This window comes from Streptomyces sp. SPB074, assembly GCF_000154905.1.
GTDB lineage: Bacteria > Actinomycetota > Actinomycetes > Streptomycetales > Streptomycetaceae > Streptomyces.
In genome coordinates, this window is record NZ_GG770539.1 from 6,555,283 (window position 1) to 6,567,048 (window position 11,766).

Below are 11,766 nucleotides of genomic sequence, written 5' to 3' on the forward strand. Positions count from 1 at the left end.
CCGCCCGCCCCGCGTGCCGCTCAGCCCTTGCTCGCTCCGAGGGAGAGGCCCGAGATGAACTGCTTCTGGAGCAGGATGTAGACGATCAGGGTCGGGACCGCGGCGATCATCGCGCCCGCCGCGATGAGGTTCTGGTTCGTCACGAACTGCCCCTGGAGATTGGCGAGCGCCGAGGTGACCGGGCGTTTGTCGCCCGAGGACATCAGCGTGATGGCCCAGAAGAAGTCGTTGTAGATCCAGGTCGTCAGCAGCGTGGCGAGCGCGGCGAGCGCCGGCCGGCACAGCGGCAGGGTGAGCCGCCAGAAGCGGGTCCACAGCCCCGCCCCGTCCACGAGCGCGGCCTCGTACATCTCGCCGGGTACGGACTTCATGTAGTTGCTCAGCACGAAGACGCAGAAGCCGAGCTGGAAGGCCACGTTGATGACGATCAGGCCGAAGGCCGAGTTGTACATCAGGCCGCTGTCCGCGAGGAAGTGCGGCAGCGGGATCTTGAGGTACATCCGGAACAGCGGCGTGATGATCACCTGCTGCGGCAGCAGGTTCCCGGCCGTGAACACGATGAGCAGCGCGACGTTGACCTTGACGTTGACGCGCGTGAGGACGAAGGCGGCCCCCGAGGCGAGGACGAGCACGACGACGACGGCGGGGACCGTGATCAGCACCGAGTTCCAGAAGAACCGGCCCATGTTCGCCTGCGTCCAGGCGTCACCGAAGTTGCTCAGCGTCAGGCTGTGCGGCAGGGACACGTAGCCGTGCTTGCGCGTGTCCGAGTACGGGCGGACCGCGACGTAGAGCGCGAAGAGGATCGGCAGCAGCCACAGGACCGAGGCGCACACGAGGAAGACCTGCGAGAGGACCTGCCCGCGCGGGCGCGGTGTGCGGGCGCCCGGGACGGCGGGTCCGGCGCCCTCCCGTACGGCGGGCGCGGGCGCCGTCTGCGTACTCACGGTGTTTCCTCCTTGCGGAAGGACTGGCGGAGGAAGAGGCAGATCGGGACGAGCGAGATCAGCAGGAGGACGACGCCGAGCGCGGAACCGAAGCCGACCCGCTGCGTCTCGCCGACGATGTTCGACGTCACGAGGACCGAGAGCAGCTCCAGGCCGTTGATGCCCTTGTTCGTGATGTAGACGAGGTCGAAGGCGCGCAGCGACTCGATGACCGTGATCACCATGACGACGATGTTGATCGGCCGCATCGCGGGGAACACGACCCGCCAGAACGTCTGCCAGGCGTTGGCCCCGTCGATGCGGGCGGCCTCGCGCAGGCTCGGGTCGACCGCCTTGAGGCCCGCGAGGTACAGGACCATGACGTAACCGGCCTGGCGCCAGGTGGCCTCCAGGAGCACGGCCCACAGATTCAGGTGCGGGTTGCCGAGCCAGTCGATGGCGTTGGCGTCCCCGGACCGCCCGATGACCGTGTTGATCGCGCCGTAGTTCTGCGAGAACACGAACTCCCAGATGATGCCGATGAGGGCGAGCGAGAGCATGACCGGCAGGAACAGGATGCTCTGGTACATGTGGCTGCCCGCGATGCCCCGGTCGATCACGACGGCGAAGAGCATCCCGAGCGGGGTCGCGAGGACCACGAAGACCGCGAGCCAGATCAGGTTGTGCTGCACGGCGGGCCAGAACTCGGGGGAGTTCGTCGCGGCCTGGTGGTAGTTCTGGAACCCGGTGACACAGCCGTTGTTGAGGACCGTGGGCAGCGCCGGGTCGCACGCCTTGGTGTGCAGGTCGCCGACGCCGTTCCACCGGAAGAAGGACAGCGCGATGGTGCCGAGGGCGGGGAACCACACGAAGGCGAGGCTGAGCAGGAGCGGGACGCCGAGCAGCAGCGCGGCCACGACACGGTCGCGGGTGCTGAGGTGCCGCAGCCGCCGCCGCTTGGGCCCGGCGGCCGGGGCGCCGGGCGCGGCGGGCGCCCGGCGCGTACGTGTGAGCGTCCTCATCCCGTGTAGATCGCCTTCGCCTGCGACTCGGCGCTCTTCTGCAGGGCCGCGATGTTGCCGCTGCCCGGGTCGTCGAGGAACTTCTGGATGACGGAGATCATCGCGGTCGCCATCGCCGGGTCGGCGTCGCGGTCCATGAACTGCCCGACCGCCTCGCACTGGCCGATCACCTCGACCGACTTCTTCTGGATGGCGTTGTACGAGGGCACCTGGAGCCCCTTCGCGAGGCCCACGTCCCACTGGTCGCTCTTGAGGTACTCGGCCTCCGCCTCGCCCGTCCCGATGTACTCCAGGACGGCCTTCGCCGCCGACGGGGTCTTCGCCTTCGCGCTGAGCATGAAGCCGTCCGCCGGGGCGTCCATGAACTTCTGGCCCCACTTCGCGTTGATCGCGGGGAAGGGGAAGAAGTCCAGGTCGGCCAGGTCCTCCTTGTCGCTGACCCACTGGGCGGCGACCTGGTTGGTGCCCTGGAACATCATCCCGGCCTCGCGGCCCTCCAGGGCCTTGGCCGCGTCCTGCCAGATCCGGCCGTTGGCGCCGCTCTGCACGTACGGCATCATCTCGGCCCAGTGCTGGAAGACCGTGTGCACGCCCTGGTCCGTCCACGGGATCTCGTGCTTCATCAGCTTGCTGTGGTAGTCGTGCCCGTTGATGCGCATGTTGAGGATGTCGAAGGTGCCGAGGGCCGGCCAGCCGTCCTTGTCGCCGAAAGCGACGGGGACGAGCCCGTCCTGCTTCATCTTCTTGCACAGCGCCAGGTAGTCGTCCCACGTGGTCGGCACGGAGTAGCCGTTCTTCTTGAACAGGCTCTTCCGGTAGAAGACGACCCAGGGGTACTGGTAGAGCGGCACGAGGTACTGGTGGCCGTCGAGCCCCGTCGAGAGCTGCTTGGCGACGGGGCCGAAGTTGCCGCCGATCTTCTCCCAGACGTCGTCCAGCTTCGCGGCGAGGCCCTGGGCGGCGAAGTACTGCATCCGGTACCCGGCGAACCACGTGAAGAGGTCGTCGGGGGTGCCTTGCAGATAACTCGTGATGTTCTGCTGGAAGGTGTTGTGGTCAACGGTGTTGATCTTCACCTTCGCCTTGGTGGACGCCGTCGCGGAGGCGGTGAGCGCGGCGAAGGCCTTCTTCGTCGCCGGGTCGGAGTAGTTCGAGCCGAAGGTGACCGTACTGCCCGCCACCGGCCCCGAGGACTTCGCACCCCCGCCCGAATCGTCGTCGTCCCCACAGGCGGACAGGAGCCCTCCCGCGGCCACCGTCAGCCCTGTGGCGCCCATCCCCTTGAGCAGTCCCCTGCGGGAGTGGGCGAAACCCGTGACACCGTTGGCCGGGCCGACAGGCGACATGCTGCCTCCATCGCGTAAGTGATTGTGCAGGGCGGCGAGTTGAAAGCGTCACGAGGAGAACCCGCGCGGCCGAATTTCCAACACAAGCCACCAATTAACAACGCAATCGATCGTCTGCGTAGTTCTAACCGCGACCTCGTACGCGCGTCTATGTTTCGGGACACAAACAACCTTGGACGGTGGTACAGTCCGCCGGACCGCTCGGCGCGGGGGCGTGTCCGGCTGTGGCCGCGTACCCCAACCCCGCCCGGCGACAACCTTGTTGAGGAGGCCGCCGCCATCGAAGCCGAGACAGCCGCCGAGTGGCCCCGGGCCCTGCCGGACCCCGCCGCCCTCGACCCCGCCGCCCGGGCCGCGCTCGCCGCCGCCGTGGACCAGCTGCGCGGGCGCGGCGAGGAGTTCGCCGACCGCGTCCTCGCGCTGGTCCGCCGCCGGGTCCCCGGCCACGCCGCACTCGGCTCCGAGGACATCCGCTCCTGCGCGCGCCGGTTCCTCGACGTCGTCCTCGCCGAACTCGCCGTCCCGCGCGCGCCCGGCGCCGCGCTCCGCGAGACGCTCGCGGACTTCGCGGGCGAACGGGTCGCACGCGGAATACCGGCCGAGGTGCTCGCCCTCGCCTACCGGTGGGGCTCGCGGGCGATGCTCGCGCTGATGGACGAGGCCGGGGCGGCGGCCGGGCTCCCGCCCGTGCTCCTGCTCGCCGCACACGACAGCACCTGGGAGTTCACCCACGAGGCGGCCGGGATCTTCGCCCGCGTCCAGCGCGAACAGGCCCTGGAACGCGTCCGGTTCGACGCGGAACGCCGCGCGGCCTTCGCGGCGGGCGTGCTCGGCGGCACCCTCCCGGCCGAGCACATCGGCCACGACGCCCGCCTCTTCGGCCTCGCCCCCCAGGCCCGTCACGTCGCGCTCGCCGCGCGGACCACGAGCGAGGCGGAGACGGAGAGCCTGCGCCTCGCCGTCGCGGGCGCCCTGCGGCTCCCTGCGGACCGCCTGCTGCTCGCCCGGGTCGGCGCGGTCCTCGGCTTCATCGCGCCGAGGGCGCCGGACGCGGTCACCGGCCACCTGGTGGCGGCGGGCCCCGCGCTCCCGCTCGACCGGCTCGGCACGGGCTTCGGCGAGGCGGTGCTGGCCCTGGAGACCGCCCGGCGCTTCGCCATGACCGGCCTCGTACGGCTCTCCTCCCTCGGCCCCCGGCCCCTCGTCCTCGCGGACCCGCTCACCGCCGGCGGGCTCGCCGCCAGGCACCTGGCCGCGCTCGACGGCCCGGGGCGCTCCAGCGAGGAGATCGAGCGGACCACCCGCTTCCACCTCGAATGCGACCAGGACGTACGGGAGGTCGCCCGGCGGCTCGCCGTGCACCCCAACACCGTGCGTTACCGCGTCGGCCGCTTCCAGGAGCTCACGGACCTCGACCTGCGGCGCACCGAGGACCTGGTCACCGCGTGGTGGCTGCTGAACCGGCGACGGGCGTGAGACGCGCGGGGAGCGGCGGACCGTGCGGCACCCCGGCGCCGTGGGGGTGCGGCACCCCCGGCACCGTGGGCGTGCGGCAGCCTGTGGCGACGGACGTGCCTTGGCTCCTGGTGGCGGGCGGCGGCTCGTGGTGGCCCGGGAACGGCCCGGGTCCGCGCCCGCTCAGATCTCCTTGAACCGCTCGAAGGGCTCCCCGCACGCGCGGCAGCGGTGCAGGGAGCGGCAGGAGGTCGCCGAGAAGCGGGACAGCTCCTCGGCGTCGCCCGCGCCGCACTGCGGGCAGCGCACCGCCTCCGCGTCGTCCGCGAGGCGGGTGGGGGAGAGCGAGAGCGGCACCGGGCCGCCGCGCCGGGAGCCCCGGGCGGGACCCGGCGGGACGATGTGGTGCGCGGCGAGGGCCGCGCGCCCCTCCTCCGTCATCCAGTCCGTCGTCCACGGCGGGTCGAGCACCGTACGGACCCGGACCGAGCCGAAACCGGCCTCGTTCAGGGCCCGCACCGTCGCCGCGCGCATCTCCGCCATCGCCGGGCAGCCCGAGTAGGTCGGCGTGAGCGAGACGACGAGCGTGCCGTCCTCCTCGTAGTCCAGCTCCCGCAGCACCCCGAGGTCGTGCAGGCTCAGCATCGGCAGCTCGGGATCGGGCACCCGCCCGGCGGCTTCCCACGCGGCCCGCAGACGCGGGTCGGAGACCGCGGCCGGCGCGCTCACCACGTCGCTCCCGGGTGCGCGCGGGCCACCACCTGGAGCTCCGCCAGGAGCGGTGCCAGGTGCTCGGTGTGCGCGCCCGCGCGCCCGTCGCCGGGCTCCGCGACGGCCTCGGGGACCTCCAGCGTCGCGGCGCCGAGCACCTGCTCCCAGACCTCGCGCGCCTCCGCCGCGACCTCGGTCGCGTCGACGCCGAGGAACGCGGCGCTCCCGTCGCGGCCGAACTCGGCCAGCAGCGGGGCGAGCGCGCGCGCCGCCTCCGTCATCCTGCGGTGCGACTCCCCGGTGCCGTCACCGAGCCGGATCGCCCAGTCGGCGGCGAACTGGCGGTGGTACGCGAGCTCCTTGACGCCCTTCGCCGCGATCGCCGCGAGGACCGGGTCCGGCGCCGAGGTGAGCCGGCGCAGCAGCGCGAGCCGCCACGCCGCGTGCGCGAGGAGCCGCAGCACGGTGAAGGCGAAGTCGCCGTTGGGCAGCTCCGTGATCCGCAGGTTGCGGAACTCCCCGGCGTCGCGGAAGTACGCGTAGGCGTCCTCGTCGCGGCCCGTGCCGTCGAGCAGCCCGGCCCGCGCGTACAGCAGCCGGGTCTGGCCCAGCAGGTCCAGGCCGATGTTGGCGAGAGCCAGCTCGATCTCCAGCTCGGGCGCCGCCGTGACCCACTCGCCCAGCCGCTGGGCGCTCACCAGCGCGTCGTCGCCGAGGGCGAGGCACAGCGCGGCGAGCGCCGCCGCGTCCACCCCGTCGGGGACGGTCGTGTCCACGCCGTGCAGCGGGTCCTCGAACCCGGTGCCGAAGGCCCAGTGACCGTCGCCCTCGGCCGCGTCGGCCGCCAGCGACAGGTGATCGTCGCTCATAGCGCTCACTACTCCTTGAAGTCCTCTGGAAGACGCGCCCCGCGAAGGGGCCGCGCGGCGGCTCAGATGTGCGGGACGTCCGCGGGGATGTCGTAGAACGTCGGGTGGCGGTACACCTTGTCGCCGCTCGGCGCGAAGAACGGGTCCTTCTCGTCCGGCGCCGAGGCCGCGATGTCCTCGCTGCGCACCGCCCAGATCGAGACGCCCTCGTTGCGCCGCGTGTACAGGTCGCGCGCGTTGGTCAGCGCCATCCGGTCGTCCGCCGCGTGCAGCGAGCCGACATGCACGTGGTTCAGGCCCCGCTTGCCCCGTACGAAGATCTCGTACAGCGGCCAGGAGTCCTTCGGGCCCGCCTGGTCCTTCTTCTCCGTCCCGCTCATGCCGCGACCTCCGTCGTCTTCCCGCGGTCGCCCGCGTGCCGCGCCGCGTGTGCCGCGGCGGCCTCGCGCACCCAGGCGCCGTCCTCGTGCGCGGCCCTGCGCCGCGCGACCCGCTCCTCGTTGCACGGGCCGTTGCCCGAGATGACCTGCTTGAGCTCCTCGAAGTCCGGGGTGCCGAAGTCGTGCCTGCCCCGCTCCTCGTTCCAGCGCAGCTCCGGGTCGGGGAGCGTGACGCCGAGGTGCCGCGCCTGCGGCACCGTCATGTCCACGAAGCGCTGGCGCAGTTCGTCGTTGGAGTGCCGCTTGATGCGCCAGGCCATCGACTTCGCCGAGTGCGGCGAGTCGCCGTCGGGCGGGCCGAACATCATGAGCGAGGGCCACCACCAGCGGTCCACGGCCTCCTGCACCATGCGGCGCTGCTCCTCGGTGCCGCGCGTCATCGTCATGAGGAGTTCGTAGCCCTGCCGCTGGTGGAAGGACTCCTCCTTGCACACGCGGATCATGGCGCGGGCGTAGGGGCCGTAGCTGCACCGGCACAGCGGCACCTGGTTGCAGATCGCCGCCCCGTCCACGAACCAGCCGATGACGCCGACATCGGCGAAGGTCGGCGTCGGGTAGTTGAAGATCGAGGAGTACTTCTGGCGGCCCTCGATCAGCATCTCGGTCAGCTCGGCGCGGTCGGCGCCCAGCGTCTCCGCGGCGCTGTAGAGGTAGAGGCCGTGGCCCGCCTCGTCCTGCACCTTGGCGAAGAGGATCGACTTGCGGCGCAGCGAGGGCGCCTTCGTGATCCAGTCGCCCTCGGGCTGCATCCCGATGATCTCGGAGTGCGCGTGCTGGGCGATCTGGCGCACGAGCGTCCTGCGGTACGCCTCCGGCATCCAGTCGCGCGGTTCGACACGCTGGTCCCGCGCGATCGTCGCGTCGAAGTGGGCGCTCAGCTCTTCCTCGTGCGCGAGCGGGGTCGCGGTGGTCTCGGTCATCGCCCGCCCCTCCTTCCGGTAGCTGTCGTACGGGTCCTCGCCGGTCGCGTTGCCGCGTTCAGTCGTCCCACGTGTAGAACCCCCGCCCGGACGAGCGGCCCAGTTCGCCGCGCGCGACCTTCTCGCGCAGCAGCGCGGGCGGCGCGAACCGCTCGCCGAGCGTGCGGTGCAGGTACTCGGCGATCGCGAGCCGCACGTCGAGCCCGACGAGGTCGGTCAGGCGCAACGGGCCCATCGGGTGCTTGTAGCCGAGGGTCATGGCGTCGTCGATGGCCTCCGGCGCGGCGACCCCCTCCTCGACCATGCGGATCGCCTCCAGACCGAGGGCGACGCCGAGGCGGCTGCTCGCGAAGCCGGGCGAGTCCTTGACGACGACGTCCTTCTTGCCGAGCCCGGCGGTCCACGCGAGCGCGCGGTCCACGACGGCCCGCCCGGTCGCCTCGGGGACGACCAGTTCCACGAGCGCGGACGCGGGCACCGGGTTGAAGAAGTGCATCCCGAGGAAGCGGTCCGGGCGGGCGAGCGAGGCCGACAGCTCCGTGATGGACAGCGAGCTGGTGTTGGTCGCGAGCACGGTGTCCGCGCCGACGACCCGCTCGGCCGCCGCGAGCAGCTTCGCCTTGAGGCCCGCGTTCTCCGGCACGGCCTCGACCACGAGGTCCGCGTCGGCGGGCAGGCCCGCCACGTCGCCCACGAAGGCGAGCCGCCCCAGGATCTCCTCGGGCGCGGCCGGGAGCAGCCCCCGCCCGGCGGCCCGCTCCAGCGAACCGGCGATGCGCTCGCGCACCTTCGCCGCCGCCGCCTCGTCCTGCTCCACGACGGTCACGGCCGCCCCCGCCGTGGCGAAGGACTGCGCGATGCCCGCGCCCATCCGCCCGCCGCCGATGACCCCGGCCCGCCGGGGCACTGCCGCGCTCATGCCCGGCCCTCCGTCCGTTCGCTGTCGGCCCCGGGCGTGCCGGAGCCCTTGTTCCCGGTGTTCCCGCCGACCGCTCCCCGGTCCCGCTTGCGGTCCAGGAATCTCGTCATGCGGTCCCTCTTGTCCTGCCCCTCGAAGAGCACGGCCTGCGCGAGGTCGTCGGCGACGGGGTGCGCCCCCGGCGCGTCCACGACGAGCTTCGTCAGGCGCAGCGCCGTCGCGGACGACTTCGCCATCCGGTCGAGCACCGCGTGCGCCGCGCCGAGGAGCTCCCCGGCCGGCACGACGTCCATGACGAGCCCGCACGCGAGCGCGGCCCGCGCGTCCAGGGTGCGCCCCGCGAGCAGCACCTGCTTGGCGACCGACTCGCCGACCAGCTCGGGCAGCCGCCAGGCGGCCCCCGCCGCCGCGAGGATGCCGAGGCCGGGCTCCGGGTTCCCGAAGGCGGCGTCCGGCCCCGCGAGGCGCAGGTCGCACGCGTAGCTCAGCTCGGCGCCCCCGCCCAGCGCCCAGCCGTCCACGGCGGCCAGCGTCGGCATCGGGAGCCTGCGCACCCGCTCGAAGAGCCGGCTGTTGACGCCCTGGAGCGCCTGGTCCCGGCCCCGTTCGAGGAGTTCCGCGATGTCCGCGCCACCCGCGAAGGAGCCCCCGGCCCCGGTCAGCAGGAGCATCCGGGGATGCTCCTCCAGCCACGCGCACACCGCGTGCAGTTCACGGATCATGAGCCCGCTGATCGCGTTGCGTGCCTCGGGGCGGTCGAGCGTCACGACGAGGCGGTCCACGCGCACCTCGACGGCGAGCGTCGCGAAGGAGCGCGCCGCGAGGTCCTCGTACGCGAGGTCGTCCACGGCGCTCACACCCGCTCCACGAGCATCGCGACGCCCTGGCCGACGCCCACGCACAGCGTCGCGAGCCCCTTCGCCGCGCCCTCGCGCTCCATACGTCCCAGGAGGGTGAGCAGGACGCGGGAGCCGGAGCAGCCGAGCGGGTGGCCGAGCGCGATCGCGCCGCCGTCCGCGTTGACGAGCCCGTCGTCCAGGCCGAGCCGGCCGATGACGCCGATCGCCTGCGCGGCGAACGCCTCGTTCAGCTCGACGGCCCCGAGGTCGCCCACCGACCAGCCGGCCCGGTCCAGCGCCTTGCGCGTCGCGGGCACCGGGCCGAGACCCATGAGGTGCGGCTCGACCCCGGCCGAGGCCGAGCCGACGATACGGGCGCGCGGCGTGAGCCCGTACCGCTCCACGGCGGCGGCGCTCGTCACGACGAGCGCCGAGGCGCCGTCCGAGAGCGGCGAGGCGGAACCGGCGGTCACGACGCCGTCGGCGCGGAAGACGGTACGGAGCTTGCCGAGCTTCTCCATCGAGGAACCCGGGCGCGGCCCCTCGTCGCGCGTGACCTCGCCGTCCTTGACGGGCACGGCGACGATCTCGCGGTCGAAGCGCCCGGCCGCCTGGGCCGCGAGGGCCCGCTCGTGGCTGCGCAGCGCGAAGGCGTCGGACTGCTCGCGGGTCGTCCCGTCGAGCGCTGCGACCTCCTCGGCCGTCTCGCCCATGCTGAGCGTCGTACGGGCCTCGCCGGGACCCGCCGCGCGGTCGGCGGCGGCGAAGCGCGGGTTGGTGAAGCGCCAGCCGAGCGAGGTGTCGAAGACCTCGCCGGGCTTCGCCCACGGCGTGCCCGGCTTCGCCATGACCCACGGGGCGCGGGTCATCGACTCGACGCCGCCCGCGACGGCGATCTCCGCCTCCCCGGCGCGGATCGCCTGCGCGGCCGAGGCGACGGCGGTGAGCCCCGAGGCACACAGCCGGTTGACGGTGTAGCCGGGCACGGTGTGCGGCAGGCCCGCGAGGAGCACCGCCATGCGCGCCACGTCGCGGTTGTCCTCACCGGCCTGGTTGGCGGCGCCGAGGATCACCTCGTCGATCGCCTCGGCGGGCACTCCCGCCCGGCGCACGGCCTCGCCGACGACGAGCGCCGCGAGGTCGTCGGGACGCACGGAGGCGAGCGCGCCGCCGTAGCGGCCCTGCGGGGTGCGGGCCCCGTCGATGAGGTAGACGTCCTCAGACACCCGTGGCCTCCCCGGTCGCGACCGCCGGACGGCGGGACTGGAGCACCGCGAACCGGCCCGTGACGAAGGCCCAGTCGCTGAGCGTCGCCGAGGCGGCGGGGTTGGCCTGCGAGCCGTGGTAGTCGCTGAACGCGGCGGTCTGGTTGACGAAGACCTGCCCGGTGAAGTTCTCGGCGAGGTGGACCCCCGCGTCGAGCGCGGCCTCGCGGGTCGCCTCCAGGACCTCCTCGTCGGTGGAGTGCACGCTCGCGGTGAGGGCGCCGTGCGCCGCGACCGTCTCGCGCAGCAGGCCGACCGACTGCTCGGTCGAGTCGGTCGCGATGACGAAGGAGACCGGCCCGAACCACTCGCTGCGGTACGTCTCCGCGTCCCGCCCGGCGTCGAGCACCGTCACGAGCGGCGTGCGCAGCACGGCCTCCGGGTACTCCGGGTGGGTCAGCGGCTCGCCGCCGAACCGGGTGCCGCCCAGCGCGCGGGCCTTCTCGACCCGCTCGCGCACGGCCTCGCCGGTGAGCGCGCCGAGCGTCCCGGCGGCGCGCTGCGGGTCGCCGAGCAGCTTGCCGAGGGCGTCGGCGAGGTCGGCGGCGAAGACCTCGGGCGTCTTGACGCCCTGGTCGCTCGCGAAGCCCTCGCGCGGCACGTACAGGTTCTGCGGCGTCGTGCACATCTGGCCGCTGTAGAGCGACAGCGAGAACGCCAGGTTGCGCAGCAGGCCCTTGTAGTCGGCGGTCGAGTCGAGGACGACCGTGTTGAGCCCGGCCTTCTCGGTGTGCACGGCGGCCTGCCGGGCGTTCTGCTCCAGCCAGTCCCCGAAGCCGGTGGAGCCGGTGAAGTCGATGATCCGCACCTCGGGGTCGGTCGCGAGCGTCGCGGCGACGCGGTCCTCGGGGTCCTCGGCGACGAGGAGCACCGTGTCCGGGTCGAAACCGGCCTCGGCCAGCACCTCGCGGGCGACGCGCACGCTCAGCGCGAGCGGCAGCACGGCGGCCGGGTGCGGCTTGACGAGGACCGGGTTGCCCGTGACGAGGCTCGCGAAGAGCCCCGGGTAGCCGTTCCAGGTCGGGAAGGTGTTGCACGCGATGAGCAGCGCGAC

At 72.9% G+C, this 11,766-nt stretch carries 12 protein-coding genes; 1 reads left to right on the plus strand and 11 read right to left on the minus strand.

Going from position 1 to position 11,766, the window contains the following annotated elements:
* Window positions 1-20: 20 nt before the first annotated feature.
* The 3 genes from SSBG_RS27965 to SSBG_RS27975 are packed head-to-tail and all read right to left on the minus strand — an operon-like array spanning window position 21 to window position 3,225.
* Window positions 21-947, minus strand: a complete 927-nt coding sequence (locus SSBG_RS27965) for a carbohydrate ABC transporter permease (protein WP_037870799.1) — start codon at window positions 945-947, stop codon at window positions 21-23.
* Entirely contained in the window at window positions 944-1,948 is a 1,005-nt protein-coding gene (locus SSBG_RS27970) for a carbohydrate ABC transporter permease (protein ID WP_008749408.1), read from the minus strand. Before SSBG_RS27970 ends, SSBG_RS27965 begins: the two co-directional genes overlap by 4 nt.
* A complete protein-coding gene (locus SSBG_RS27975) occupies window positions 1,945-3,225 on the minus strand; it encodes an ABC transporter substrate-binding protein (RefSeq protein ID WP_050776942.1) in 1,281 nt (426 codons plus the stop codon). The genes SSBG_RS27970 and SSBG_RS27975 overlap by 4 nt, the downstream gene beginning before the upstream one ends.
* 219 nt (window positions 3,226-3,444) lie before the next feature.
* Here SSBG_RS27975 and SSBG_RS27980 point away from each other — a divergent pair, with 219 nt between their 5' ends.
* Entirely contained in the window at window positions 3,445-4,770 is a 1,326-nt protein-coding gene (locus SSBG_RS27980) for a PucR family transcriptional regulator (protein ID WP_234010673.1), read from the plus strand.
* Window positions 4,771-4,932: 162 nt separating this feature from the next.
* Here the strand turns inward: SSBG_RS27980 and paaD are convergent, their stop codons facing one another.
* The 8 genes from paaD to SSBG_RS28020 form a co-directional block, all read right to left on the minus strand.
* Entirely contained in the window at window positions 4,933-5,481 is a 549-nt protein-coding gene (paaD, locus tag SSBG_RS27985) for a 1,2-phenylacetyl-CoA epoxidase subunit PaaD (RefSeq protein WP_078491432.1), read from the minus strand.
* Entirely contained in the window at window positions 5,475-6,329 is an 855-nt protein-coding gene (gene paaC, locus SSBG_RS27990; RefSeq protein WP_008749412.1) for a 1,2-phenylacetyl-CoA epoxidase subunit PaaC, read from the minus strand. The genes paaD and paaC overlap by 7 nt, the downstream gene beginning before the upstream one ends.
* A gap of 62 nt (window positions 6,330-6,391) precedes the next feature.
* Entirely contained in the window at window positions 6,392-6,709 is a 318-nt protein-coding gene (gene paaB, locus SSBG_RS27995; protein ID WP_008749413.1) for a 1,2-phenylacetyl-CoA epoxidase subunit PaaB, read from the minus strand.
* Window positions 6,706-7,689, minus strand: coding sequence for a 1,2-phenylacetyl-CoA epoxidase subunit PaaA (paaA, locus tag SSBG_RS28000; RefSeq protein ID WP_008749414.1), 984 nt, complete (start codon window positions 7,687-7,689; stop codon window positions 6,706-6,708). The genes paaB and paaA overlap by 4 nt, the downstream gene beginning before the upstream one ends.
* Window positions 7,690-7,747: 58 nt before the next feature.
* Window positions 7,748-8,608 (minus strand): 3-hydroxyacyl-CoA dehydrogenase family protein, encoded by an 861-nt coding sequence (locus SSBG_RS28005; RefSeq protein WP_008749415.1) that lies wholly within the window; start codon window positions 8,606-8,608, stop codon window positions 7,748-7,750.
* Window positions 8,605-9,456, minus strand: a complete 852-nt coding sequence (locus tag SSBG_RS28010) for an enoyl-CoA hydratase/isomerase family protein (RefSeq protein ID WP_008749416.1) — start codon at window positions 9,454-9,456, stop codon at window positions 8,605-8,607. The genes SSBG_RS28005 and SSBG_RS28010 overlap by 4 nt, the downstream gene beginning before the upstream one ends.
* A gap of 5 nt (window positions 9,457-9,461) precedes the next feature.
* Window positions 9,462-10,673 carry a thiolase family protein gene (locus SSBG_RS28015; protein ID WP_008749417.1) on the minus strand — a complete coding sequence of 404 codons (1,212 nt, stop codon included), beginning with the start codon at window positions 10,671-10,673 and terminating at the stop codon, window positions 9,462-9,464.
* A partial coding sequence (locus tag SSBG_RS28020) for an aldehyde dehydrogenase family protein (RefSeq protein WP_037870800.1) occupies window positions 10,666-11,766 on the minus strand: 1,101 nt, incomplete at its 5' end. The genes SSBG_RS28020 and SSBG_RS28015, both read right to left, overlap by 8 nt.

Bases quoted from the DNA above. Each gene is read 5' to 3' on its own strand.
- paaC (WP_008749412.1), bottom strand. From the start codon at position 6,329: ATGAGCGACGATCACCTGTCGCTGGCGGCCGACGCGGCCGAGGGCGAC.
- SSBG_RS27975 (WP_050776942.1), bottom strand. From the start codon at position 3,225: ATGGGCGCCACAGGGCTGACGGTGGCCGCGGGAGGGCTCCTGTCCGCC.
- paaA (WP_008749414.1), bottom strand. From the start codon at position 7,689: ATGACCGAGACCACCGCGACCCCGCTCGCGCACGAGGAAGAGCTGAGC.
- SSBG_RS28005 (WP_008749415.1), bottom strand. From the start codon at position 8,608: ATGAGCGCGGCAGTGCCCCGGCGGGCCGGGGTCATCGGCGGCGGGCGG.
- SSBG_RS27980 (WP_234010673.1), top strand. From the start codon at position 3,445: ATGTTTCGGGACACAAACAACCTTGGACGGTGGTACAGTCCGCCGGAC.
- SSBG_RS27970 (WP_008749408.1), bottom strand. From the start codon at position 1,948: ATGAGGACGCTCACACGTACGCGCCGGGCGCCCGCCGCGCCCGGCGCC.
- paaB (WP_008749413.1), bottom strand. From the start codon at position 6,709: ATGAGCGGGACGGAGAAGAAGGACCAGGCGGGCCCGAAGGACTCCTGG.